The 24,479-nt window shown below is 69.2% G+C and carries 19 protein-coding genes and 2 pseudogenes; 15 read left to right on the forward strand and 6 right to left on the reverse strand.

Annotation, left to right across the window (positions count from 1 at the left end):
• Window positions 1–369 precede the first annotated feature (369 nt).
• From ABZO29_RS03775 to ABZO29_RS03790, 4 genes are read left to right on the forward strand one after another with little or no spacing between them, the layout of a single operon-like run.
• A complete protein-coding gene (locus tag ABZO29_RS03775; protein WP_367318680.1) occupies window positions 370–1,608 on the forward strand; it encodes a cation:proton antiporter in 1,239 nt (412 codons plus the stop codon).
• Window positions 1,595–2,011: a CBS domain-containing protein gene (locus tag ABZO29_RS03780; protein ID WP_367318681.1), complete on the forward strand. Its 417-nt coding sequence runs from the start codon at window positions 1,595–1,597 to the stop codon at window positions 2,009–2,011. The genes ABZO29_RS03775 and ABZO29_RS03780 overlap by 14 nt, the downstream gene beginning before the upstream one ends.
• Window positions 2,008–3,306 (forward strand): SLC13 family permease, encoded by a 1,299-nt coding sequence (locus tag ABZO29_RS03785; protein ID WP_367318682.1) that lies wholly within the window; start codon window positions 2,008–2,010, stop codon window positions 3,304–3,306. The genes ABZO29_RS03780 and ABZO29_RS03785 overlap by 4 nt, the downstream gene beginning before the upstream one ends.
• Before the next feature lie 31 nt (window positions 3,307–3,337).
• Window positions 3,338–3,637, forward strand: coding sequence for a hypothetical protein (locus tag ABZO29_RS03790; RefSeq protein WP_367318683.1), 300 nt, complete (start codon window positions 3,338–3,340; stop codon window positions 3,635–3,637).
• Between the two features lie 423 nt (window positions 3,638–4,060).
• Here the strand turns inward: ABZO29_RS03790 and ABZO29_RS03795 are convergent.
• Both ABZO29_RS03795 and ABZO29_RS03800 read right to left on the reverse strand, forming a co-directional pair.
• Window positions 4,061–5,123: pseudogene (locus tag ABZO29_RS03795) on the reverse strand (PucR family transcriptional regulator).
• A gap of 207 nt (window positions 5,124–5,330) precedes the next feature.
• Complete coding sequence (locus ABZO29_RS03800) at window positions 5,331–7,220, reverse strand: NAD-binding protein (protein WP_367326035.1); 1,890 nt, start codon at window positions 7,218–7,220, stop codon at window positions 5,331–5,333.
• A gap of 680 nt (window positions 7,221–7,900) precedes the next feature.
• Between ABZO29_RS03800 and ABZO29_RS03805 the strand changes: the two genes are divergently transcribed.
• From ABZO29_RS03805 to ABZO29_RS03815, 3 genes are all read left to right on the forward strand, one after another.
• Window positions 7,901–8,080 carry a hypothetical protein gene (locus ABZO29_RS03805; RefSeq protein ID WP_367318684.1) on the forward strand — a complete coding sequence of 60 codons (180 nt, stop codon included), beginning with the start codon at window positions 7,901–7,903 and terminating at the stop codon, window positions 8,078–8,080.
• Window positions 8,081–8,094: 14 nt separating this feature from the next.
• Window positions 8,095–8,403, forward strand: a complete 309-nt coding sequence (locus tag ABZO29_RS03810; protein ID WP_367318685.1) for a hypothetical protein — start codon at window positions 8,095–8,097, stop codon at window positions 8,401–8,403.
• Between the two features lie 330 nt (window positions 8,404–8,733).
• Window positions 8,734–9,207 carry a hypothetical protein gene (locus ABZO29_RS03815; RefSeq protein WP_367318686.1) on the forward strand — a complete coding sequence of 158 codons (474 nt, stop codon included), beginning with the start codon at window positions 8,734–8,736 and terminating at the stop codon, window positions 9,205–9,207.
• Between the two features lie 28 nt (window positions 9,208–9,235).
• On the opposite strand, the gene ABZO29_RS03820 is transcribed toward ABZO29_RS03815, so the two are convergent.
• Entirely contained in the window at window positions 9,236–9,712 is a 477-nt protein-coding gene (locus ABZO29_RS03820) for a CBS domain-containing protein (RefSeq protein ID WP_367318687.1), read from the reverse strand.
• A 123-nt stretch (window positions 9,713–9,835) separates the two neighbouring features.
• Window positions 9,836–11,902 (reverse strand): APC family permease, encoded by a 2,067-nt coding sequence (locus ABZO29_RS03825; RefSeq protein WP_367318688.1) that lies wholly within the window; start codon window positions 11,900–11,902, stop codon window positions 9,836–9,838.
• Between the two features lie 473 nt (window positions 11,903–12,375).
• On the opposite strand from ABZO29_RS03825, the gene kdpF reads away from it, so the two are divergent.
• The 8 genes and pseudogenes from kdpF to ABZO29_RS03865 form a co-directional block, all read left to right on the forward strand.
• Window positions 12,376–12,465, forward strand: a complete 90-nt coding sequence (kdpF, locus tag ABZO29_RS03830) for a K(+)-transporting ATPase subunit F (protein WP_009326374.1) — start codon at window positions 12,376–12,378, stop codon at window positions 12,463–12,465.
• Window positions 12,466–12,473: 8 nt separating this feature from the next.
• On the forward strand, window positions 12,474–14,138 hold the full coding sequence (gene kdpA / locus ABZO29_RS03835; protein WP_367318689.1) for a potassium-transporting ATPase subunit KdpA: 1,665 nt from the start codon (window positions 12,474–12,476) through the stop codon (window positions 14,136–14,138).
• On the forward strand, window positions 14,135–16,273 hold the full coding sequence (gene kdpB, locus ABZO29_RS03840) for a potassium-transporting ATPase subunit KdpB (RefSeq protein WP_367318690.1): 2,139 nt from the start codon (window positions 14,135–14,137) through the stop codon (window positions 16,271–16,273). The genes kdpA and kdpB overlap by 4 nt, the downstream gene beginning before the upstream one ends.
• Window positions 16,274–16,278: 5 nt before the next feature.
• On the forward strand, window positions 16,279–16,890 hold the full coding sequence (gene kdpC, locus ABZO29_RS03845; protein WP_367318691.1) for a potassium-transporting ATPase subunit KdpC: 612 nt from the start codon (window positions 16,279–16,281) through the stop codon (window positions 16,888–16,890).
• A 118-nt stretch (window positions 16,891–17,008) separates the two neighbouring features.
• Window positions 17,009–17,692, forward strand: a complete 684-nt coding sequence (locus ABZO29_RS03850; RefSeq protein WP_367318692.1) for a response regulator — start codon at window positions 17,009–17,011, stop codon at window positions 17,690–17,692.
• 46 nt (window positions 17,693–17,738) lie between these two features.
• Complete coding sequence (locus ABZO29_RS03855) at window positions 17,739–20,291, forward strand: ATP-binding protein (RefSeq protein ID WP_367318693.1); 2,553 nt, start codon at window positions 17,739–17,741, stop codon at window positions 20,289–20,291.
• Between the two features lie 206 nt (window positions 20,292–20,497).
• Window positions 20,498–20,728, forward strand: coding sequence for a hypothetical protein (locus ABZO29_RS03860; protein WP_367318694.1), 231 nt, complete (start codon window positions 20,498–20,500; stop codon window positions 20,726–20,728).
• 15 nt (window positions 20,729–20,743) lie between these two features.
• Window positions 20,744–21,271 (forward strand): annotated as a pseudogene (locus ABZO29_RS03865) (DUF4118 domain-containing protein); the annotation flags it as partial.
• Window positions 21,272–21,336: 65 nt separating this feature from the next.
• Here ABZO29_RS03865 and ABZO29_RS03870 read toward each other — a convergent pair.
• Both ABZO29_RS03870 and ABZO29_RS03875 read right to left on the reverse strand, forming a co-directional pair.
• Complete coding sequence (locus ABZO29_RS03870) at window positions 21,337–22,509, reverse strand: hypothetical protein (RefSeq protein ID WP_367318695.1); 1,173 nt, start codon at window positions 22,507–22,509, stop codon at window positions 21,337–21,339.
• Window positions 22,510–23,023: 514 nt separating this feature from the next.
• A complete protein-coding gene (locus ABZO29_RS03875; RefSeq protein ID WP_367318696.1) occupies window positions 23,024–24,457 on the reverse strand; it encodes a flotillin family protein in 1,434 nt (477 codons plus the stop codon).
• Between the last annotated feature and the right edge of the window lie 22 nt (window positions 24,458–24,479).

Below are 24,479 nucleotides of genomic sequence, written 5' to 3' on the forward strand. Positions count from 1 at the left end.
ACCGCTTCCCGCACTCAGCAGCATGTAGTGCCTGTGGTGTTGCCGTGCCGGAGAAGGGTCTGGCATCCGGGGCTGCAGGGCAGAGGGCGGCCGACTGCCGACCAGGCTTCCCGGCACACCTGAGCATCAGCGTAGGCACAGGTCGCTGCACCCGCCGCCCGGGCGGCTGACGGTCGAGCCGATCTAGGTCTTCGAGCCTCGACTGCATCCCCGTCATCACCATTGCCGGGATCTGGCAATGCCGCGGAGCCCTTTGCGCCTATTAGTGATCTGTCGAAAACGCGTCAAGGACAGGTAGGGTTCCCCCCGGTGTGCCGGGAAGCCTGGTCGGCGAGCAAGGGATCAATCTCTCTCCGATCGGGGTCCGCCATGGTGCTCGTAGCGGTGTTCGGTGCCGCGCTGCTGGTGGCGGTGCTGTTGTCAGGTCTGGCGGCACGGACGGTGCTCTCCACCTCCTTCCTCTTCCTGGTCGGCGGAGCCCTGGTCAGCGATGGGTTCCTCGGACTGATCCACATCACGCCGGACAGCGAGATCGTCTCCGTGACGGCCGATCTGGCGCTGTTCGCGGTGCTGTTCACCGACGGCATGCACGTGTCGCTGCCCAAGCTGCGGGCCAACTGGAAGAACCCCGCCCGTGCCCTCGGCCTGGGCATGCCGCTGGCGTTCGTCTTCATGGCCCTGATCACGCACTTCCTGGTGGGCCTGGACTGGACGACCTCGTTCCTGGTCGGAGCGGTCCTGGCGCCGACCGACCCGGTGTTCGCCTCGGCGATCGTCGGACGCAGGGAAGTGCCGGCGAAGCTGAGGCAGTTGCTGAACGTGGAGAGCGGCATCAACGACGGGCTCGCCCTCCCGGTCGTGCTCATCCTGATCACGGCCGCCGGTCCGACGGCCGACAGTGCTGCATCGCCGGGAAAGATCGTCCTGGAACTGCTGCTCGGCCTCGTCTTCGGTGTCGCACTGCCGCTGCTGGTCAACGCGCTGGTGCGCTTCCACCTGCTGGGCGCCGAGCCGAAGCTGCAGCCGCTCCTGCCCCTGGCCACCGGGATCATCCTGTACGCGGTGTGCCACCTCACTCACGCCAACCCGTACCTGGCGGCGTTCTCGGCGGGCGCAGCGCTGGTGCACGTGTCCCCGGAAGCGAAGGAGTCCTTCGAACCACTGGGCGAGGCGCTGGCGGAGCTGGCGAAGTTCGCGGCGCTACTGGTGTTCGGCGCGCTGCTGACCCCGCAACTGTTCGGCGACCTGTCGTTCGGCGGCTACGTGGCGGTGATCCTGGCGATCATGCTGATCCGGCCGGCCTCGCTGCTGCTGTCGCTGATCGGCACCAGCCTCTCGCGCAAGGAGAAGCTGGTGGCGGCCTGGTTCGGCCCAAAGGGCTTCGCCTCGGTGGTCTACGGACTACTGGTGCTGCAGTCCGGCATTCCGCAGGCCGAGGCGGCGTTCACGCTGATAGCGGTGTGCATCGCCTTCTCGATCATCGCGCACAGCTCGACGGACGTGCCGATCGCCCGCGCCTTCGACGTCGACGAGCTGGCCGGCATCCCGGCCGGCCGCGAGGACACCGACGCACGGCCCAAGGAGACCCCCGCCGATGCGTGCACGTGATCTGGCCGGTCCTTACCCCACCGTGTCCACGGACGACGACGTGCGCGACGCCGCCCGCCTGCTCGTGCGGGCACAGTTGCCCGCACTGCTGGTCCTCGACCGAGACGACTATCCGTACGCAGTCGTGCCGTCCGCTCGCGTGATCGGCGCCCTGTCGCCCTGGTACATGCGGGAGGGGCCGATTCCTACCATCGTGGTCGACGATCACTTCGAAGAGGAGGCGAGCGGCCGTGTCACACCCGCGGTCGTCGGCCCGGACGCTCCGCCTTCCCAGATCGCCGGGCTGATGGCCCGCAAGGACACCCCGATCGTCGCGGTCGTCGAACCCAATGGCGACAGGACGTCGTTGATCGGCGCGGTCACTGCGACCGCGCTGTTGGAGCACATCATCGGAGGATCGTGAACGACTGGCACAGCTGGGCAGCCGTCGTCGTCTTCGTCGGCGCGTACGCCCTGATCATCAGCGAGAAGATCCACCGCGTCGCCGTGGCACTGGGCGGCGCGGCCCTCATGCTGGCGATCGGCGCGACCGACGACAAGTCGGCCTTCTACTCCGAGCACAGCGGCGTCGACTGGAACGTCATCTTCCTGCTCATGGGCATGATGATGATCGTCGGCGTGCTGAAGAAGACCGGCATGTTCGAGTACCTGGCGATCTGGTCCGTGAAGCGGGCACGGGCCAAACCCTTCCGGGTCATGGCCATGCTCGTCGTCATCACGGCGGTCGCATCGGCGCTGCTGGACAACGTGACGACGGTGCTGCTCATCGCACCCGTCACACTGCTGGTGTGCGAGCGCCTGGCACTCCCGGCCACCCCCTTCCTCGTCGCCGAGGTCATGGCCTCGAACATCGGCGGCACCGCGACTCTCGTCGGCGACCCGCCCAACATCATCATCGCCAGCCGGGCCGGGTTGACCTTCAACGACTTCCTGGTCCACCTTGCCCCGATCTCGGCGGTCCTGCTCGTCGTCCTCGTCCTGATGTGCCGCGTAATGTTCCGCAAGTCCTTCATCTACGACGAGGACCGCGCCGCCGAGATCATGGCGCTGGAGGAACGCGAAGCCATTCGCGATCCCCGGCTCCTCGTCCAGGGCCTGATCGTGCTCGCGCTGGTCGTGGCGGGCTTCGTCCTGCACCCGGTACTGCACTACGAACCCAGCGTTGTCGCCCTCCTGGGTGCCGGACTGCTCATCGCCGTCTCCTCGGCGGAGACCGGTGATGTGCTGAAGGAGGTGGAGTGGCCCACGTTGGCCTTCTTCGCCGGCCTGTTCATCATGATCGGCGGTCTGATCGAGACCGGCGTGATCGGTGAGATCTCCAAGCAACTGGCCGATACGATCGGTGACAACGAACTCGGCGGCTCCATGACGCTGTTGAGCGCCTCCGCCGTCCTCTCCGGCATCGTCGACAACATTCCGTACGTCGCCACCATGGCCCCCATCACCAGCGACCTCGTCCAGAACATGGGTGGCGGCAGCGACCACGTCATGTGGTGGGCTCTCGCCCTCGGTGCCGACCTGGGCGGCAACGCCACCGCCATCGGCGCCAGCGCCAACGTCGTCGTCCTCGGCATCGCCGAACGCAACCGCCAGCCCATCTCCTTCTGGCAGTTCACCAAGTACGGCATGGTCGTCACCGCCGTCACCGTGGCCATCGCCCTCGGCTATGTGTGGCTGCGCTACTTCGCGCTCGCCTGAACGGCCGTCCGGTCCGGAAGGAGGTCCGCACATGGACACATCGCTGGTGGCACCCGTGACCGTGGCCGCCTTACTGATCATCCGAACCGCGCTGGTGGAGATGCGCCACCCCGGAAGCGCACGCCGACAGTGGTGCTTCGCTGCCCGCCGCCGGCCGATGACTGCGGGAGCAACCGTGGCGGTGCTTCTCTGCGTCGGCGGCTGGCGCGCAGCCGGGATCGCTTCCGTGGCGTGGGCCGTACTGGCCGGGGCACTCGTCGCCCACGTCGTCCACCTGTCCACCGGGCAGGAAGCGGACAAGGGGGAGAGCCGGAGCGGTGGACGTCATTGAACTGGCGGGTCGCAGGCTGCGAGTCGTGCCTTGGGGCGAACTTCGGGTCCGTGTTTCGGCTGGCCTCCGTCGGCTCGCTGTCGTCAGCGCTTCACGTCTCGGTCATCCAGGCGGCCGATCCCCGCCCCGCCGAGATGGTGGAGAGCTCGGGCGCGGCGCCACGTGTCGCGAATACTCCGCGTAGCGGCCGCCTCCGTTTGCCATGAGCCAATGCTGCGGGTTACCCACCTCCCGGTCACGGACCGTTCTCGGCATAATCGTGCCCTGACTGCCTCCGTAACTCGGCAACCACGTACGCGCACGCACCGCCGACCAGCCGATGACGCCCACGCCGGCGTGCTTTCGTGCTGCGCGAGGCGACGCAAGGCCAGGTACTGGCGGAGTCCCCACAGGACGGCGGGCGACGCCATGCAGGACGCCAGGTCACACGTCGTTGTCCGGCCAGCACAGGAGCCGGGCGCCGATCACCGCAGTCTGCAGGGTGTAACGGTGGACGGAGTCGGCCGGGTTGGCGCCGGTGAGTTTGTGGATGCGCTCCAGGCGGTAGGTGAAGGCACGCACGCTCAGACTCAGGCGACGGGCCGCCTCGGCCGCGACACACCCCGCATCGAAGTATGCGGTGAGTGTGTCGACGAGCGGCCGGGCGCCGCCGCGCGCGGACTGCAGCGGGCCCAGCGTATTGCGCACGAGGTCGGCCATGGCCTGCCTGGTCGCGGGTCGGCACCGGGTAGACGAGAAGGTCGGCGGCGCGCAGCACCGGCTCGTCAATGTGCAGCCGGTCGGCCAGATCCAGGGCGTTGAGGGCCTCTTCGTAAGAGTGGCCAACTCCACCGGCGCCCGGGTGGGGGCGTCCTATGGCGACCTGGCTTCCATCGGTGGCCGCGTGCGCCTGTTTGGCGAAGAACGCCAGGACCTCGTCCTGTTCTCCGGGGGCAATGCAGACCAGCCGCCCGTCCTTGGTGGTGAGCAGGATGCTCCGCTCACCGAATCTGCTGATCACAGCGCTCTCCACGTGCCGGGTCGCCGGATGCATGTCCTCCACCGGCTTGCTGCCCTGGGCGACGGCGACCGCGTGGGCCCGGGAGAGGAGCAACCCGAAGCGTTCGGCTCGCTCGGCCAGGCGCCCGAGGTCGCTGCGGCCGTAGAGCAGGTCGTCGATGAACTCCCGCCGTACGCCTTCCTCCTGCCGTACGGCGAGCCTCAGCGCCCGTTCATGGCCTTCGGCGAAGGCCTCGATCGCCTGCTCGACGACGGCGAGCAGGCAATCGGCTTCCATGGACGAGAGGGTGGGCCAGCTCTCCCGGGTCACGGACAAATACCGGCGGACGAGGGCCCGCAGCCCGAGGCCGACTTCGGCAGCGTGCTCTCCCCAGGTGCGCAGGGACTCCAACTCTTCCCGCGTGAGGCGCCGGCCTGTCACACACGCCTCGGCCAGTACCTGGGCATACCCCTCCAGATACTCGTCGGGTACCTCACGCCCGGTCACCCGGCCCCCCCCCGCACGCCGGAAAAGAGTGGCAGACCCCCCGTCCATCAGTGCGACGAACGATCGTGCCCCACGCGGCCCGGCCCTGCCTACTACGCCTCAGCACCAATTGGCCCCGAATCGTCGGCCTACGGCAGGAGGTGGGCGTGCGTCACACCAGGACAGCCCAGGCGCGTACACGGTGGTGTTCATCGTGCGCGGCGATGCTCACGTGGCACGTGGGCGGGTCCGCGGGTGAGTTGCCAGGAGTTCGGCGAGGCCCTGGCGGGTGGCGGCGAGGACCACGCGGTCCTGCGGGCGGAGGACGTAGCCGGGGTGCAGGTCCCAGAGGAGGCCGCCGATGTGCTCGCTACCGTCGACCGACGGTGACGCCGCGAGGTCCGGCAGCCGTTCGTCCGGGTCGGTCGAGTCGATGGCCAGGACGCGCCACGCACCGGGGCGGAACGACTCCGCGACCGTGCGGCCCTCCAGCTGCGGATGCCCCGCCACGTCGAGTGCGGCGAACACGAGGACTCTGCGCTCGACGGGGATGGCGCCGAGGATCCGGCGGCCCATCATCGCGCCGGCGAACGCGGGGGCGGCGAGAGTGGAGACGCTGCGACTGCGGGTGAGGGCCCGGGGGTGGGCGGCACGCAGGGTGCGATAGACGGCGGTGGCGAAGGCGTCGTCGTACAGGCGCAGCGACACGCGCAGGCCGGGCTCCACGGAGCGGGCGTAGAGGGCGGCTTCGAGGTTGGTGGTGTCGCCGCTGGTGACGGCCAGCAGCGCGTGGGCGCGGTGGATCTTCGCGGCCTCCAGGACACCTTCCTGGGTGACGTCGCCGAGCACGGTGGGCACGTGCAGGCGGCGGGCGAGCGGGATGCCGCGCGCCTCGGGGTCCTCCTCCACACACACCACGGGGATGCCGAGTTCGCACAGCCGGGCCAGGACACGGGTGCCGACCTTGCCAAGGCCCAGCAGGACGACGTGGCCGGACAGGCCGCGCGGCGGGCGGCGCAGGGCGGAGGCGGTGCGGAAGGTGCCGAGCACTTCCAGTACGGCGGCGAGCAGAACGGGTAGCAGGAGCAGGCCCGTCAAGCCGGACAGGAGTTGGAGGACCTGGCGGGCTATGGGATCGCCGAGGGCAGGGTCGCCGATGGCGAAGAGGTCGAGGAGGGTGAGGTAGACGGCGTGCAGAGGATGGTCGCCGGTGGTCAGCCAGGTCGCCACCGCCAGGCCCAGGACACTCAGCACGAGCCCCGCCAGGGACCAGCGCAGGCGGCGAGAGAAGAGCGAGCCGAGCGGCAGGCCACGGCTCGGGACGCGCTCGGGGCCGTCGTGCGTGACGGTCTCCAGGACGACGGTGCCACGGCCGACGGCAGCAGCGACGGTACGGTCGTCCGGCAGCAGCAGCGGCCCGTCCTGACCGCTGGCGTCCGACCCCTCCGTGCCCGCCGGGTCGTTGGCGGTGGAGGAGAGCAGGGCGAGCGTGCACAGGCCGGGGTCGGCGACCTCGCCGCGTCCGGGTGGGGTGCGCTCGACGGCTCGCAGCAGCAGGCCGTCCGCCTGCACGACCTTGCTGGTGCCCGCGACGGCCGTCGCCACCAGGGCGGGGGCCGCGGTGTCGGCGTCGGACAGGACGGTGGTGGAGGTGTCCAGGGCGGCCGGGTCGAGGCCGGGTGAGCCGACCACGGCGGCCTGGTCCAGCAGGTCCGCGAGGTGTTGGCCGAGTTTGCGGTCGTAGAGCCGGATGACCAGGCGTAGGCGAGGGTTGAGGCGGCGGGCCGCGAGCGCGGCGCGGATGTTGGTCTCGTCGTCGTCATGGACGAGGGCGAGTGCGTCGGCGCGCGCGATACCGGCCTCGGCGAGCGTCTCCTCGTCGAGGAGCGGCGCCTGAAGAACGCGGACGCCCCGTGTGGCCTCCGAGTCGGCGGCCCGGTTGACGACCGCCTGCATCCGGGCGAGCAGCGCCGCTGCCCGTGCCCGTCCCTCCGTGCCGTTCCCGGTGTCGGCCGCACCGGGCAGCGACGGTACGACGACAGTGACCCGCATGCGGTACAGCTCCCGCAGTTCAGCGGCCAGGCGCTCGGCGAGGGCGTCGTCGCCGCACACCACCATGTGGCCCGGCAGCGCCGGGTGCCGGGCCTGGTCGGGAATCGAGGGCACGCGCCTCATCGTGCGCACCTCCTTCCCCCGCTGCGCCATTGTCCGCCCTGGCCACCCTGACCGCGAGACGGACCCCCGTCCGCCGGAGCGTGTAGTGTCCGGCGGCCATCTCCTGCGGCGCCGTATACGAGTTGGCCCACCCCTTCTCCCTCCCCCGATGCCGGTATCAACGACTCAGCGACAGCAAAGCGCACACGGCCGTGACTGGGACTGATCATGGCGCATGAGCCGAGTGATCACAGCCGGCTCGGTCGGCCCCCGGGTATCGCTGTCCGGCATCAACGAGACGCCAGGACTGCCGGAACACGGCAATGCGGTGAGGAACAGCGTCAGTTCACAATGATCTTGGCGCACACAGAGGTATGTCCTGGTGCCCGGCCCCGCAACGGCCGCGGGTGCCGGGATACGGCGAGACTTGGGGGTGAGGGACCTTGGAGGCCATCGGCGCCGCCGCGCAGTTTCCCACCGCCGTCCGCTGGCCGAACTGCGTGGCACGCTCACCACCGGACAGGCCGCTGGGCCGAGTTGAAGCGCACCCTGTACGCGCCACCGAGGAGCACTGAGGTGTCAGTGGCATATGCGATATGTTTCCGCTGCGGTAACGGCCCCTTCGTCCTTCCTGGAGCCACCTGATGGACAGCCCTCTCACAAGGCGCACAGTCGCGCGTTCACTTGCGGTCGCCGGTGTGGCGCTCGCTCTGTGCGGCGTGGTGATGTGGGCCCTGCCCGGGCCTGGTCTTCCCGTACTGCTGCTCGGCGTCCTGTGTCTCGTGGGCGCCGAAGCTGCCCGCCCGACCGACCTGCCCCGGTGAAAGGAGGTGTCGACATGAACGGCAATCCGCTCTACCACTGGATCGCTCTGGCCGTCGCCAGCGCCTTGATGCTGCCCCCTGCTATCGCGTTCCTGCGGGGCTGGGTTCCTCGGTGGATGCGTGGGCGCGCCGGAAGTCTGCGCCCCCGCGCCTACGCACTCCTGTGCTTGTACGGCGGCACATTGGCCAATGGTGTGCCCCGCCTGGCGAACGCCCCTTACGACGTGGTCATGGCCGCCATGCTTCTCGGTATCGGGTTCTACGGCCTTGCAGCCGTTTTGTTCCTCCTGGCCGCGGTCAACGACAACCGGGCGCGGAGCTGAGCCGGGGCCGTGATCGCCGAGGAGGGCCCGCGCACCGCCGTCAGGAGATCGGACTCGCCAAGGCGATGACGCACAGGGCCAAGGGCGAACACACAGCGAACGGCAGTTCCTTGGAGCCGCTGGTCCGGATCCCTGCTCGGCCGCAGGCCCTACTTGAGGTTCGGCAGCGTCGGCTGACCGGGCGGTACGAAACCGAGTTCTTCACAGCCGAAGACACAAGCCGGTGCTGTGCCTAATGTGGCCCGTATGGGACGGTGCATCAAGAAGCGCGCCTTGGTGGGCAGAAGCCCGCGTGGGAACGCCGTTCGGACGGTCCATGACCGTTACTGGGTGCGGGAATTGCGCAGCGCGGTCCTCTACAGCGTGTTGCTCTTCGGTGCACTCGTACTGCTCGACTGGGGGTTCGAGCGGCTCACTGCCGTCCGCGCCGGTTGGTGGGCCGCGCTCGCCGTTCTGCTCCTGATCATCCTGACGCCGCCGCGGGTGAGTGCAGCTCAAGGCGGACTCGACGCACGCGGGCTCATGACCCACCGCCGGGTGCGGACCGACCGCCTCGCGACAGTGCGCATATCCGAAGGCGTAAGCCGGCGGGTGATTCTCACGGATACGTCCGGCGGGCGGCTGATGCTGGATCCGCACGTCCTGATCGCCAACCCCTTGCTGTGGCACCAACTGGATCAAGGTGCACGCCGATCCCTGGAGCAGGGGACCCTACGGTGCGGCATGCCGGTGCTGGAGCGGTTGGGGCGGCGGATCGACGGAGAACTGTGCCGCAAAATCCTCCGGGCCTCCGGCATGGAATAACCCTGCGCGCCGCAGTGCCCGGATACGGTTACTTGAGGCTCACCGCTTCTGCAGAGCCGAGGAGTTCGTGCAACAGGTGAGACGCCGTGATCACACCCAGCAGATGGGTACCGTCCTTGGCCTTTTCCGCCACCGCCACCAAAGGGCTGCGCACCTGCGCCATCAGCGCGGCCACCTCCAGCGCGGTGTCATCGGCGTCGGCGACCGGCGGCGGGGCCGCCTTGCTGGACAGGCACTCCCCCACGCGGCGGCCGGCCAGCGCCTGGCAGAGCCGGTCGGCGTGCTTCTCGTCGACGACCGCGGCGAGGGTGGGGTCCTCGATCACGTAGGCGGGCACCAGCACCTTGATCATCTGGGAGGCCGGCAGGATCGCCTTCGGCTCACCCCGCTCGTCGAGTACCAACAGGCCGGGCAGCTTGTGGTCGGCCATCAGCCGGGCCGCGTCCATGGCGTCGCTGTCGACGCTCACTGTTTCGTATTCGACCGCCAGGTCACGAGCGCGCACGGCGGCTCCTCATCTCTGGAAACGTTCCTGTGCTCAGCGTCGTACGTATTCCTGGTGTCGACCAGGGCATTGACGCGAAACATATGCAGGCGACCGCGATAAACACGGATCGCACCCATTCGGTTACCCACCGCGTTCACCCTGCTGGGACCGACGTGCTCCCGGGTGCCTCTCCGGCTGTGGTGGCGGAGTCGGAGGCTCGCCGCGGCGGACGGAGCCGGGAGCCCGGGCTGCCGGGCGGTCGGCGCGGGCCGAGGACGTCAGCTGCCAGGGGACGCTGGTGACCATCACACCTGGAGTGAAAAGCAGACGGCTCTTGAGCCAGAGGGCCGACTGGTTGTGGAGGAGGTTCTCCCACCAGTGACCCACCACGTACTCGGGGATGAAGACGGCCACGATGTCGCGCGGGCTCTCGCGCTGGATGGAGCGCACGTAGTCCACGACCGGGCGGGTCACCTCCCGATAGGGGGAGTCGAGGATCTTCAGAGGGACCTCGATGCCATACGCCTCCCAGCGGTCGCGCAGCCGGGCCGCCTCGTCGCGGTCGACCGAGACGGTGAGCGCCTCCAGGTGGTCGGGGCGGAAGGAGCGGGCGTACGACAGGGCGCGCAGGGTCGGTTTGTGGATGGTGGAGACCAGGACGATCGCGAACACCCGACTGGGCGGGGCGAGTTCGCTTCTCGGGTCGGTGACAGCGAGTTCGGCGGCGGTGGCGTCGTAGTGGCGGCGGATGCCGCGCATTGTCACCCACAGCACGATCGCGGCGACGACCGCAAGCCAAGCGCCCTGGGTGAACTTGGTCGCCAGCACGATCAGCAGGACCACACCGGTGACCGCCGCGCCGGTTCCGTTGATCACCCGGGTGATCTTGTGGTTGCGACGCAGGGCGGGGTCGGTCTCGGCGCGCAGTTCACGGTTCCAGTGCCGGACCATGCCCGTCTGGGAGAGCGTGAAGGAGGTGAACACGCCCAGGATGTAGAGGTGGATGAGGTTGGTGACGTTGGCCTGGAAGCCGTACAGCAGCAGGCCGGCGACGATCGCGAGGGCGAGGATGCCGTTGGAGAAGGCGAGACGGTCGCCGCGGTTGTGCAGCTGGCGGGGCAGGTAGCGGTGTTGGGCCAGGATCGAGGCGAGTAGCGGGAAGCCGTTGAAAGCGGTGTTCGCGGCGAGGATGAGGATGAGCGCGGTGGCGGCCTGGATGTAGTAGAACCCGATGCTGTGCTCGCCGCCGAAGACGGCGGCCGCGACCTGGGCGATGACGGTGCGCTGGGTGTGGCTGCCGCAATTGCCGTCGAGACCGGTCAGGCGGCAGGAGTCCTCGGTGACGTGGACCTTCGCCACCAGCGCCAGGGTGGTGACCCCGACGAACATGGTGATGGAGATGGCGCCCATGACGGCCATCGTGGTCGCCGCGTTCTTCGGCTTGGGCCTGCGGAACGCGGGCACCCCATTGGAGATCGCCTCCACGCCGGTCAGCGCGGTGCAGCCCTGGGAGAAGGCGCGCAGCACGAGCATGACCAGCGCCAGTCCGGTCAGATTCGCCTCGTGCGGCTCGGCCGTGATGCCGTACTTGGCGGACTCGGCTACCGGCGCGTCCCCGACCAGGTAGCGGAACAGCCCGGTCGTGATCATGATGAGGACGCCACCGACGAACAGATAGGTCGGCGCGGCGAAGGCCCGCCCTGACTCGCGCACGCCCCGCAGGTTCATTGCGGTGAGAAGCGCGACGAAGCCGAGGGCCATGGCCACACGGTGGTCGGCGAGTTCTGGGACGGCCGAGATGATGTTGTCGACACCGGAGGCGACCGAGACCGCCACCGTCATGACGTAGTCGACAAGCAACGAGGCGGCGACCACCAGCCCGGCCGAGGGGCCCAGGTTGGTGGAGACGACCTCGTACGAGCCACCGCCGCTCGGGTAGGTGCTCACCACCTGCCGGTACGAGAGCACCACCACCGTCAGCAGGACCACGACGGCAGCCGCGATCCACGGCGTGAAGTGCAGGTAAGCCAGACCGCCGAGGCTGAGGACCAGGAGGATCTCCTGGGTCGCGTACGCCACCGAGGACAGGGGGTCGGACGCGAAGATCGGCAGGGCAAGCCGCTTGGGGAGCAGCGTCTCGTGAAGTTCCTCGCTGCGCTTCGCCCGGCCGATCACCAGACGTTTGAGCAGACCGGTCACGTTGAGCACATGCGCGAGGGTAAGCCGCGAGGGGGGTCCCATGGGGAGTGCTGACCCATCGGTTGGGCGTTAAGGGGCCGTTAGGGTTTCGCCCGATGCGTACAAATGGCGCAAATGAGGAGTTCATGCACCTCAGCAGGCAATGCCCCCAGCGGCAAGCCCGCGGCAGCGCTTTTCCGTGTCTCTTCACGCGTCGCCCGACGGAGGCGGCGATCCGACAGGAGACGACTCGTTCAGCCCCGCGCAGAACCGTGCGGCGCGGGTCGCCGTATGGGGTGCGTCAAAGGTGTACGGGCCGCCGTATGGAAGCCGTTAAGGGCGGTCGAATCCGGTCGGGGCAGGGGGTTTCCTGTTGCGGTCCGATCCTCTTACGGATTTCCGAACCTCATTCAGGAGCTTGCGATGGCCGACGTGGCCTTCGTCGTCACCACGATCGCGGTGTTCGCGCTCGTCGCCCTCGTCGCCAAGGGGGTGGCGAAGCTGTGACCGCCGAGAACGTTGTCGGCCTGGTCGTGGCCGTCGCCCTGCTGGGTTATCTCGTCCTCGCCCTGATCTTCCCGGAGAGGTTCTGAGTCGCGACATGAGCCCCGTCCTCGCTGACGTGCTCCTGGTGACCGCGCTGATCGGCGCGCTCGCCCTCGTGCACCGTCCCCTCGGCGACTACATGGCCGCCGTCTACTCGTCCAAGAAGCACCTGCGCGTCGAGAAGTGGATCTACCGCTCGGTGGGCGCCAACCCCGACACGGAAATGCGCTGGCCCGCCTATCTGCGCGGGGTCCTGGCCTTCTCCGCGGTGAGCGTGCTGTTCCTGTACCTGATGCAGCGGGTGCAGGACAGGCTGCCGCTGTCGCTCGGCTTCAAGCCGATCAGCCCGGACCAGGCGTTCAACACCGCCGTGTCGTTCGTGTCCAACACCAACTGGCAGTCGTACTCGGGTGAGACGGCGATGAGCCACGTCACCCAGACCGCCGGGCTCGCGGTGCAGAACTTCGTGTCCGCCGCCGTCGGCATCGCGGTCGCGGTGGCGCTGGTGCGCGGCTTCGCCCGCTCCCGCACCGGGGACCTCGGCAACTTCTGGGCGGACCTGGTGCGCGGCACCGTCCGCATCCTGCTCCCGATCTCCGTGGTCGCGGCCGTACTGCTCATCGCCGCCGGCGCCATCCAGAACTTCGGCGACATCCACACCATCACCACGCTGACCGGCGACAAGCAGGCCATCAGCTCCGGCGCGGTCGCCTCCCAGGAGGCCATCAAGGACCTGGGGACGAACGGCGGTGGCTTCTTCAACGCCAACAGCTCCCACCCGTTCGAGAACCCAGGCGGCTTCACCAACCTGCTGGAGATCTTCCTGCTGCTGGTGATCCCGTTCTCGCTGCCGCGCACCTTCGGCAAGATGGTCGGCAACGTCAAGCAGGGCTACGCCATCGTCGCGGCCATGGGGATCATCTGGTTCCTCGCCGTGGTCGCCGTGACCTGGATCGAGTACGCCCACCCCGGTACCGCCTCCCAGATCGCCGGCGGCTCGATGGAGGGCAAGGAGCAGCGGTTCGGCGAAGGCCCGTCCTCCCTCTTCGCGGTGTCGACGACGATGACCTCGACCGGCTCGGTGAACTCCTTCCACGACTCCTTCCAGGGCCTGTCCGGCGGTGTGCTCCTGCTGGGCATGATGCTCGGCGAGATCGCGCCCGGCGGTGTCGGTTCCGGTCTCTACGGCATGCTGATCATGGCGATGATCGCGGTGTTCCTCGCCGGGCTGATGGTCGGCCGCACGCCCGAGTACCTGGGCAAGAAGATCGGCACCCGCGAGATCAAGCTGGCCGCCTGCTACATCCTCATCACCCCCGCGCTGGTGCTGATCGGCACCGCAGTGGCCATGGCCCTGCCGGACGGCAAGGACGCCATGACCAACATCGGAGCGCACGGCTTCTCCGAGGTCCTGTACGCCTACACATCCGCCTCCAACAACAACGGCTCCGCCTTCGCCGGCTTCGGAGCCAACACCGACTTCTTCAACACGACCTTGGGGCTGTGCATGGTGCTGGGCCGGTTCCTGCCCATGGTGTTCGTGCTGGCGCTGGCGGGCTCACTCGCCGAGCAGAAGCCCGTTCCCGCGACGGCGGGCACCCTCCGTACGGAGAAGCCGCTGTTCACCGGCCTCCTCGTGGGAGCCATCATGATCATCACCGGACTGACGTTCTTCCCGGCCCTCGCGCTGGGCCCGCTCGCCGAAGGGCTGGCGGCATGACCATCAACACCAAGAAGCAAGAGGACCCGATGTCCACGGTTACCCCGACCCGGGCACCGCACCAGGACGTACCGACCGGGCACAAGGCCGCCGAGGGCCGCGTCGGCGCGGGCCTGTTCGACCCCAAGCAACTCGTCAAGTCACTGCCCGACGCGTTCCGCAAGCTCGACCCGCGGGTGATGGTCAAGTCCCCCGTGATGTTCGTCGTGCTCATCGGCTCGGTGGTCACCACCGTACTGGCGATCAAGACCCCGGGCGACTGGTTCGGCTGGGTCATCGCCGCCTGGCTGTGGCTGACCGTCGTCTTCGCCAACCTGGCGGAAGCGGTGGCCGAGGGCCGCGGCAAGGCCCAGGCGGACACGCTGCGCAAGGCCAAGACCGACACCGTGGCGCGCCGACTCGTCGGGGACTCCGAAGAGCGCGTGCCCGGCACGGAGTTGAAGGTCGGCGACCTGGTCGTGTGCGAGGCCGGCGACATCATCCCCGGCGACGGTGACGTCGTCGAGGGAGTCGCGTCCGTCGACGAGTCGGCGATCACCGGCGAATCCGCGCCCGTCATCCGAGAGTCCGGCGGCGACCGCAGCGCCGTCACCGGCGGCACGAAGGTGCTGTCCGACCGGATCGTCATCAAGATCACGACGAAGCCGGGCGAGACCTTCATCGACCGGATGATCAACCTGGTCGAGGGCGCAGCACGGCAGAAGACGCCGAACGAGATCGCGCTGAACATCCTGCTCGCCTCGCTCACCATCGTCTTCCTGCTCGCGGTCGTGACGCTGAAGCCGTTCGCCATCTACGCGGGCGCCGACAAGCAGACCTCCATGATCGTGCTCACCGCGCTGCTGGTCTGCCTGATCCCGACCACCATCGGCGCACTGCTCTCCGCCATCGGCATCGCGGGTATGGACCGCCTGGTCCAGCGCAACGTCCTCGCCATGTCCGGCCGGGCGGTCGAGGCCGCCGGTGACGTCTCGACGCTGCTGCTCGACAAGACCGGCACCATCACCCTCGGCAACCGCCAGGCCGCCGAGTTCGTGCCGGTGCGCGGAACGACCGAGGCCGAGGTCGCCGACGCCGCCCAACTCTCCTCACTGGCCGACGAGACGCCCGAGGGCCGCTCCATCGTCGTACTGGCGAAGCAGAAGTACGGCCTGCGCGAACGCCACCAGGGCGAGCTCGCGCACGCCGAGTGGATCGCCTTCACCGCCCAGACCCGGATGTCGGGTGTGGATGTCGACGGGCGCAAGATCCGCAAGGGCGCCGCCGGTTCGGTCATCGCCTGGGTGCGGGAGCAAGGCGGGTCGGTCGCCGAGGACGCCGACGAGATCGCGGGCCGCATCTCGGAGGCAGGCGGTACGCCGCTGCTGGTCGCGATCCAGGATGACCGGGGCGCCCGGATCCTGGGGGTCATCCACCTGAAGGACGTGGTCAAGGAGGGCATGCGCGAGCGGTTCGAAGAACTGCGCCGCATGGGCATCAAGACCGTCATGATCACCGGTGACAACCCGCTGACCGCCAAGGCGATCGCGGACGAGGCCGGCGTCGACGACTTCCTCGCGGAGGCCACCCCCGAGGACAAGATGGCCCTTATCAAGCGGGAACAGGCCGGCGGCAAGCTGGTCGCCATGACCGGCGACGGTACGAACGACGCGCCCGCGCTGGCCCAGGCGGACGTCGGCGTGGCCATGAACACCGGTACGTCGGCCGCCAAGGAGGCCGGCAACATGGTCGACCTCGACTCCAACCCGACCAAGCTCATCGAGATCGTCGAGATCGGCAAGCAACTCCTCATCACCCGGGGCGCGCTGACCACGTTCTCCATCGCCAACGACGTCGCGAAGTACTTCGCGATCATCCCGGCCATGTTCGCCGTCGCCTACCCGTCGCTGGACAAGCTCAACATCATGGGCCTGGCCAGCCCGGAGTCCGCGATCCTCTCCGCGGTCATCTTCAACGCGCTGATCATCATCGCCCTGGTGCCGCTCGCCCTGCGCGGCGTGCAGTACCGGCCGATGAGCGCCGATCGGATGCTCAGGCGCAACCTCGGCATCTATGGCCTGGGTGGACTGATCGCCCCGTTCATCGGCATCAAGCTCATCGACCTGCTCATCTCGCTGATCCCCGGGATCGGGTGAAGGACATGAACAACTCCGTGGCAAACACCGGACGCCTGGCATGGGCGGCGCTGCGCATGCTGCTCGTCCTCACCGTCGTGACCGGCGTCATCTACCCGCTCGTGGTCGCCGGCATCGGCCAACTCGCCTTCCATGACAAGGCGAACGGCTCGATCGTCAAGGTCGACGGCAAGGAGGTCGGCTCCAGGCTGATCGGCCAGAGCTGGAACATCAAGGGCACCGACAAGCCCGACCCGAAGTGGTTCCAGGGCCGTCCGTCCAACAGCAACTACGACCCGCTGGCCACCGGTTCCAGCCAGCTGAGCGCCGGCAACCCCGAGCTCGTGAAGATGGTGATGGCGGCTAAGAAGCAGGTCGCCGAGTTCAACGGCGTACCCGAGTCCGAGGTGCCCAAGGACGCGGTCACCGGCTCCGCCTCCGCGATCGACCCGGACATCTCCCCGGCGTACGCGGACATCCAGGTCAAGCGGGTCGCCGAGGCGAACGGGCTGACCGTTGACCAGGTCCAGCAGTTGGTCGACGACCACACCCGGGGACGCACGCTCGGCTTCCTCGACCAGCCGCGCGTCAACGTCCTCGAACTCAACATCGCGCTCAAGGAACTGGCCGACCGCTGATGCCGTTGGCAGCAGGGACAGCGGCCGGGAGTCGGCGGACCGGAACATTTGGCCCCACCGGCTCCCGCCGCCGCCCTGACGGCCCCGATCCCACCGACGACAGGAAGGCCGCACACCGATGACCCGGGTGCTGGTGGTGGAGGACGATCCACAGCTCGTACGAGCCCTCGTGATCAACATGCGAGCCCGCCAGTACGGCGTTGACGCCGCGCCGGACGGCGCCACCGCGCTCCGGCTGGCGGCCGCCCGCCAGCCGGACGTGGTGGTGCTCGACTTGGGCCTGCCCGACATGGACGGCGTCGAGGTGATCAAGGCGCTGCGCGGCTGGACCCGGGTGCCCGTGCTGGTCCTGTCCGCCCGGACGGCATCCGACGAGAAGGTCGCCGCCCTCGACGCGGGCGCCGACGACTACATCACCAAGCCGTTCAGCATGAACGAGCTGCTGGCCCGGCTGCGGGCCGCCGTCCGCCGTACCGAGGCTCTGCCGATGGCACCCGAGACGACCATGGTCACGACGAGCGATTTCACCATCGACCTGCTGGCCAAAAAGGCCACCAGAGGCGGCCGCGACATCCGGCTCACCCCAACCGAGTGGCACCTGCTGGAGATCCTGGTCTGCAACCCCGGCCGCCTGGTCACCCAGAAGCAACTCCTCCAGGAGGTCTGGGGGGCCACCTACAGCGACAAGACCAACTATCTTCGGGTCTACATGGCCCAGTTGAGACGAAAACTCGAAACGGACCCCTCCCACCCCCGCTACCTCATCACCGAGCCGGGCATGGGCTACCGCTTCGAGTCATGACCCGCTCCCGATCCTCCTGACCACACGCGACTTCAGAGACGAGACGATGGCACGCGGCAAGCTCCGGATCTACCTCGGCGCCGCACCCGGCGTCGGCAAGACCTACGCGATGCTCTCCGAGGCCCACCGCCGCATCGAGCGGAGCACCGACTGCGTGGTCGCCTTCGTGGAGCACCACGACCGGCCACGCACCGAGGTGATGCTGCGGGGCCTGGAGCAGGTGCCCCGCAAGGAGATCGAGTACCGAGGCACGACGTTCACCGAGATGGATGTGGACGCGGTGCTGCGGCGCGCCCCCGCCGTGGCCCTCGTCGACGAGCTACCGCACACCAACATCCCCGGCTCGCGCAACGCCAAACGGTGGCAGGACGTCGAGGAGTTGCTCGCAGCCGGGATCGACGTCGTATCGACCGTCAACATCCAGCACCTGGAGTCGCTCGGCGACGTCGTCGAATCGATAACCGGCGTCCGGCAGAAGGAGACCGTGCCGGACGAGGTGGTACGGCGGGCGGACCAGATCGAGCTGGTCGACATGTCCCCGCAGGCCCTGCGCCGACGCATGGCACACGGCAACATCTACAAGCCCGACAAGGTCGACGCGGCGCTCTCCAACTACTTCAGGCCCGGCAATCTCACCGCGCTGCGAGAGCTGGCGCTGCTGTGGGTGGCCGACCGGGTCGACGAGTACCTACAGCAGTACCGCAGCGAGCACCAGGTGTCGAAGATCTGGGGCTCGCGGGAGCGCATCGTGGTCGGCCTCACCGGCGGTCCGGAGGGGCGGACCTTGATCCGCCGAGCGGCGCGGCTGGCGGAGAAGGGCGCCGGCGGCGAAGTCCTGGCCGTCTACATAGCCCGCAGCGACGGGCTCACCTCCGCCTCCCCCAAGGAGCTGGCCATCCAGCGAACCCTGGTCGAGGACCTCGGCGGCACCTTCCACCACGTCGTCGGTGACGACGTCCCGGTGGCGCTGCTGGACTTCGCGCGCGGAGTGAACGCCACCCAGATCGTCCTCGGGGTCTCACGCCGCAAGGGATGGCAGTACGTCTTCGGACCCGGCGTCGGCGCGACGGTCGCCCGGGACTCGGGGCCCGACCTCGACGTGCACCTGATCACGCACAGCGAGGCGGGCAGGGGCCGCGGACTGCCCGTGTCCCGGGGCGCGCGCCTCGGCAGATCCCGGCTCATCTGGGGTTGGCTGACCGGTATCGGCGGCCCGGCGCTCCTCACGCTGCTGCTGACCCACAGCGACGCCGACCTCGGCCTCACCAACAACATGCTGTTGTTCCTCACGCTCACCGTGGGCGCCGCCCTCCTCGGCGGCCTGCTGCCGTCACTGGTCTCGGCAGCGGTCGGCACGATGCTCCTGAACTGGTTCTTCACTCCCCCGGTGCACCGCATCACCATCGCCGATCCCAAGAACATGCTCGCACTGGCGATCTTCGTCCTGGTCGCGGCCTCGGTGGCGTCGGTGGTAGACCTGGCGGCCCGCCGCACCCACCAGGCCGCCCGGCTCCGCGCCGAATCCGAGATCCTCTCCTTCCTGGCCGGCAACGTCCTGCGCGGCGAGACCAGCCTGGAAGCCCTCCTGGAACGGGTCCGCGAGACCTTCGCCATGGAGTCGGTGGCACTTCTGGAGCGCAAGAGCGACGTCGAGCCATGGACCTGCGCCGGTCGCGTGGGCACCGGACAGCCTGTCGAACGCCCAGAGGACGCGGACGTCGACATGCCGGTCGGCGACCACATGGCGCTCGCCCTGTCCGGCCGTGTCCTGCCCGCCGAGGACCGCCGGGTCCTCGCCGCCTTCGCCGTCCAGGCCACCGTGGTCCTGGACCGCCAGCGGCTGCGGTCCGAGGCCGACCAGGCCAAGGAACTGGCCGAGGGCAACCGCATCCGCACCGCGCTCCTGGCCGCCGTGAGCCACGACCTGCGCACCCCGCTCGCGGGCATCAAGGCGGCGGTGACCTCTCTGCGTTCGGACGACGTCGCGTGGTCCGAGGAGGACCAGGCGGAGCTGCTGGCGGGCATCGAGGAGGGCGCCGACCGCCTCGACCACCTCGTGGGCAATCTTCTGGACATGTCCCGCCTGCAGACCGGCACACTCGCCCCGACCATCCGCGAGATCGACGTGGACGAGGTCGTCCCCATGGCACTGGGCGGCATCCCGGACCCCGAGTCGACCGTCGTCCTGGACATCCCCGAAACCCTGCCCATGGTCACCGTCGACAAGGGCCTGCTGGAACGGTCGGTCGCCAACATCGTGGAGAACGCGGTCAAGTACAGCCCCGACGGCAAGCCGGTCTTCGTATCGGCGAGCGCCCACGCCGACCGGGTCGAAGTCCGTGTCGTGGACCGTGGCCCCGGCGTCCCCGACGAGGCCAAGGACCGCATCTTCGAACCCTTCCAGCGCTACGGCGACGCCCCACGCGGCGCCGGCGTCGGCCTCGGCCTGGCAGTCGCCCGCGGCTTCGCCGAGGCCATCGGCGGCACCCTCACCGCCGAGGACACCCCCGGCGGCGGCCTCACCATGGTCCTCACCCTGCCGGCGGCGACGAGTCCCCCTTCGGTACAGCCCGGTCTGCCCGCAACGGCCACCTCGTAGGCAGCCACACGGCCGGTGAAGCGGGGCCGCGTCGAGTACGACGTTGCCGCCCAGACCCACTACGGCCTGCGCGCGGTGTCAGAGATGCGTCAAGACTGCGCGCCGGTATGGCCGACCGTGGCCGCCAGGGGCCACGCTGGCCCAGTCGGCCGGCACGCCGCAATCTCCCGCCCATGGGGACCGACCCCACTCCAGCGAGGTGGACCATGAAGAGTTCGCTCCGTGACCGGATCGTCCCGGCCGCCGCCCTGCTCGCGCCACTCGTGGTCGCGCTGGCCCTGGCACCGTTCCGCGCCCATCTGTCGTCCGCGAACCTGGCCCTGATCCTTGTGGTGGTCGTCGTGGCGGTCGCTGCCCTGGGCAGCCGGGTCGCAGGAGTGCTGGCCGCGCTCTCGGCGGCGGCCTGGTTCGCCCGCGGCGCAGCCGCAATCGGATAGAGCTTCCTCACTCGCCCCTACCAGCGGTTCACCATCTCCGACGGCGACGACATCGCCACCACTCTCCTGCTGCTGGCGGTGGGCGTGGCCGTGTCCCAACTGGCGGCCCATGCCCGTACGTTGAAGCTGGTCACCGTCACCGACGCGGCACATCCGGCGCGGATCCACGAGACCGCCTGCCTGGTTCAGGCCGGTGCCTCGCCGTATGCCGTGGTGGACCAGGTCCGGCAGCAACTCGTCGAGATCCTTGGCCTGCGCGGCTGCCGCTTCGAACACGGCACACTGCTGGGCCGGCACCCCCGCCTGGAGCAGGACGGCTCGCTGACCGTCGGGCGCGCCAACTGGGAGCCGGACAAGGACGGCTGGCCCGGCGAGGAGATCGAGCTGCGGGCCTCGGTGGGCGGCCGCTACCTCGGCCGGTTCATGCTCTTGCCAGAGCCCGGCGCCGTACCACCGCCCCTGCAGGCACGCCTGGTCGCCGTAAGCCTCGCCGACCACGTCGGTGCCGCACTCGACACCGCAGGGCCCGTACTCGACCGCTGAGCGGTGTCCTTCACTCTCACCAGCGGCGTCACCCTCACCAACCAGGAGCCCCGGACCCGGCCGACTCATGTCGCCTTCGCACCCACACCTCCGACCAGGGCTGTGAAGTAGTCCCGGTCCCTCCGGTCATTGAGGTTCACCTCCTCGTACTCGTGCCGGGGCCAAAGGGGGCGGCCGTCGATCCGTGGGACGACGGTGGGCCCGGCGTCGAGCCAGCCGTGCAGATCGACCGTACCGACCGCCGGGGGCATACCGCGTTTCGGATGCCTTGGCGTGCCTGGCGGGTTGACCTCCATGGCGGCTTCCGGCAGATCCTCCGGACCTCCGTGGGCGGCAAAGAGCACCAAGACCAGTCCGTCGTCGAGGCCAGGCAGCAGCACGTAGCGTTTGGGTACCGGAACGGGCGCCCGGGCTGCCCGCACCAAGCCTTTCACCGCGGGCATCCCCTGAGTGATCATCCGGCGGCCGAACCGGAGTGCGTTGAAGCCGGACAGGGCCGCGAGGATCAGCGGCACCACGACGTCCTGGTCCTTCGCCAGGAGCCACCACGTCAGCACCATCGTGATGGCGAAAGCCGCGTTGACCACGGCCGGCCAGACGTACGAGATCTCCAGCAGGGCCGGCACGCGCCACCAGGGCACGGCGCGGATGTCGGGTTCACGGTGCGGGGCGGTTCCGTCCTCGTCCTCGATCACCTGGCGGAGGGCCGCTTCGGCCATGGCCGCGTACGACAGGTCCGGCTCCCGGCCCTCGATGGGGTCGTCCACGCCAGCCTGCGGCTGCCAGGGCCGCGGCTTGTTCGGGAGCCCCTGTCGTTCCGCCGTCAACACGTCCCTCCGGCGGGTCCGCCCGGTTCGGGGGCGCCGTGCCCACAGCAGGTGCTCGCCGCCGGGCTGCGCGAGCACGCCGCCGGTGCGCGCGTCGCCGCACCACCACAGCACGCCTCCAGGGCCGGGGTTGGCCAGGTGGTACCGCTGCGGCAGCGTACGGACCGACAGCGGGATCACGTCACCCGTCTGCGGGTGGCGCAGTGCGGCACGGGGATTGCCCTGCCCGGATGAAATGGCCACGGCGGAGCAGGCGAGCCATGGGTGGGCGGACAAGGACCGCCGCATACGGCGGTAGTTGACGAGGGCCGCCACGCCGACGATGGCGGTGACCGGGCCGCCTCCGACGCAGAAGACGGCGATGTCGTTCAGCCAGCCGATTCCGGCTTCGTCGGCCGGCGGACCGACCATCAGCCCAACGACGACAGCCCCGACGCCGCCCCCGAGCCAGGCCCAAGCGCGCCGACGGAACCCGGCAAGAGCCAACGCCGTCCCGGGATACGCGATCCCGGTCGCCGTGTCCGTCCCTGAGCGTGACTTGCGCAGTGCGGTCACTGCTTCTCCATCTGGTCCGTGATCCGCCCAACGACCTGGGCGATGTGCGTCGTCCGATGCCGGACCCAATCCGAGCTCACCACGGCCGCCCACCGGTGCCGGGCGTCTCATCACGTTCCTTCGGCTGAACAGCCCTTCGGTAGAACCACACCCCCAGCTGCGAGCCGCCCATCGGTCCCGCACGCCGGACCGACTTGGGTGCCCGGGCGCGCAATGAGGCGATCGCCAGGGGCAGGGCGAACGCCGACCAGCCGACCCGCCAAAGCCACAGGAACGCCACTCGCACTCCACTTCCGGGAAACCACCCAGCAACCACAAGCCCGGGCAGCTCAAGGGCCGCCCGGGCTCGCTCCGCTGCTCAGTACCCATGTCAGCCGGTGATCTCGACCTTCCCGTTGGCCTCGGCGGGTGCCGTGACCGCGGGCTGCGCGCCGCCGGCACGCTGGGTGATGCCCTTCAACAGCTCGGCGAGGTCGACTCCGGTCGTGGAGCTGAGGAGTTCGACGCCCTGGGCGACGTTGTCGGCGACCGTACGGGAGAGCTGGCTGGCCCCGTCGGTGGAGATGACCGTCATCTTGTCCACCGCGCTGAGCGGCTCGGACGCCTTGGCGACCACCTGCGGCAGCACCTCGACCAGCATCTGCAGCACGGCCGCGTCGCCGTACTGCGCGAAGGCGTCGGCCTTCTTCTGCATGGCCTCGGCCTCGGCGGCACCCTTGGCTCCGATCGCGGCGGCCTCCGCCTCACCCTCGATGCGGACCGCCTCGGCGAGCGCGGCACGCTGCGCCTTCTCGCCCTCACCGGTCAGCCGGGCCCGCTCGGCGGCCGCCTCGGCCTCCTTGACCAGCGCGATGCGGCGGGCCTCGGCCTCCTGCTCGGCCTGGTAGCGGGCGGCGTCGGCGGGCTTGCGGACCTTGGTGTCCAACTCGCGGTCGGTCAGCGCGGCCTGTCGCTCGGCGACCTTCTCCTGCTCGGCCAGGACCTCCTGGTTCCGCGCTGCCTCGGCCAGCGGACCCGCAGCCGCAGCACGCGCCGCCGCCTCGTCGGTCTCGGCCTTGATCTCGGCCTGCTTCAGGGCGAAGGTCCGCTGGGCGATCGCGATTTCCTCCTCGGCCTTCAGCCGTGCCTGCTCGGCGGCACGGCGGGCGACGGCCTCGGCAATGTCCGCCTCCTGCTTGGCGCGCGCGGCCTCCGGGCGGCCGAGGTCCTCCAGGTAGGAGCCCTCGGTAGTGATGTCCTGGATCTGGAAGGCGTCCAGGACGAGGCCCTGCCCGGACAGGCTCGCTTCCGCCTCCTCGGCGACCTGGCCGGCGAACGCGGCCCGGTCGCGGATGATGTCCTCCACCGACATCCGGCCGACGATGGCGCGCAGCGCGCCCGACAGCACCTCCTGGGTGAAGCCGACGATGCCGTCCTGCTGCATCAGGAACCGCTGAGCCGCCGCGCGGATCGAGTCCTCCGTGCCGCCGACCTTGACGATCGCGACCCCCTCCAGGTGGGCCTTGACGCCCCGCAGCGTGACCGCGCCGCGCACCGCGACCGGGATGTGCCGGGAGGAGAGGTCGAGGGTGAACTTCTGCTGCACGAACGGCACGACGAACACACCGCCGCCGACCACGACCTTCTGCCCACTGTTGTCAGTGAACACGCGGCCCGTCTCGGGATCGGTGGACTTCTTTCCCCGCCGCCCGGTGACGATGAAGGCCTCGCTCGGACCCGCCACCTTGTAACGGGTGATCACGACAAGGCCGAGCAGGACAAGGAGTACGACGACTCCGATCACAGCGATGACAACTGGACTCATGACGAATTCCCCTCAGCCCTCC

Source organism: Streptomyces sp. HUAS ZL42, assembly GCF_040782645.1.
Taxonomy (GTDB): domain Bacteria; phylum Actinomycetota; class Actinomycetes; order Streptomycetales; family Streptomycetaceae; genus Streptomyces.

Excerpts from the sequence above, each read along its gene's own strand:
- kdpB (WP_367318690.1), top strand. The coding sequence starts at position 14,135 with ATGACCATCAACACCAAGAAGCAAGAGGACCCGATGTCCACGGTTACC.
- ABZO29_RS03860 (WP_367318694.1), top strand. The coding sequence starts at position 20,498 with ATGAAGAGTTCGCTCCGTGACCGGATCGTCCCGGCCGCCGCCCTGCTC.
- kdpC (WP_367318691.1), top strand. The coding sequence starts at position 16,279 with ATGAACAACTCCGTGGCAAACACCGGACGCCTGGCATGGGCGGCGCTG.
- ABZO29_RS03870 (WP_367318695.1), bottom strand. The coding sequence starts at position 22,509 with ATGGTCGGTCCGCCGGCCGACGAAGCCGGAATCGGCTGGCTGAACGAC.
- ABZO29_RS03780 (WP_367318681.1), top strand. The coding sequence starts at position 1,595 with ATGCGTGCACGTGATCTGGCCGGTCCTTACCCCACCGTGTCCACGGAC.
- ABZO29_RS03810 (WP_367318685.1), top strand. The coding sequence starts at position 8,095 with ATGAACGGCAATCCGCTCTACCACTGGATCGCTCTGGCCGTCGCCAGC.
- ABZO29_RS03805 (WP_367318684.1), top strand. The coding sequence starts at position 7,901 with ATGGACAGCCCTCTCACAAGGCGCACAGTCGCGCGTTCACTTGCGGTC.
- ABZO29_RS03800 (WP_367326035.1), bottom strand. The coding sequence starts at position 7,220 with ATGGTGGTGTGCGGCGACGACGCCCTCGCCGAGCGCCTGGCCGCTGAA.
- ABZO29_RS03855 (WP_367318693.1), top strand. The coding sequence starts at position 17,739 with ATGGCACGCGGCAAGCTCCGGATCTACCTCGGCGCCGCACCCGGCGTC.
- ABZO29_RS03875 (WP_367318696.1), bottom strand. The coding sequence starts at position 24,457 with ATGAGTCCAGTTGTCATCGCTGTGATCGGAGTCGTCGTACTCCTTGTC.
- ABZO29_RS03775 (WP_367318680.1), top strand. The coding sequence starts at position 370 with ATGGTGCTCGTAGCGGTGTTCGGTGCCGCGCTGCTGGTGGCGGTGCTG.
- ABZO29_RS03850 (WP_367318692.1), top strand. The coding sequence starts at position 17,009 with ATGACCCGGGTGCTGGTGGTGGAGGACGATCCACAGCTCGTACGAGCC.
- ABZO29_RS03790 (WP_367318683.1), top strand. The coding sequence starts at position 3,338 with ATGGACACATCGCTGGTGGCACCCGTGACCGTGGCCGCCTTACTGATC.
- kdpA (WP_367318689.1), top strand. The coding sequence starts at position 12,474 with ATGAGCCCCGTCCTCGCTGACGTGCTCCTGGTGACCGCGCTGATCGGC.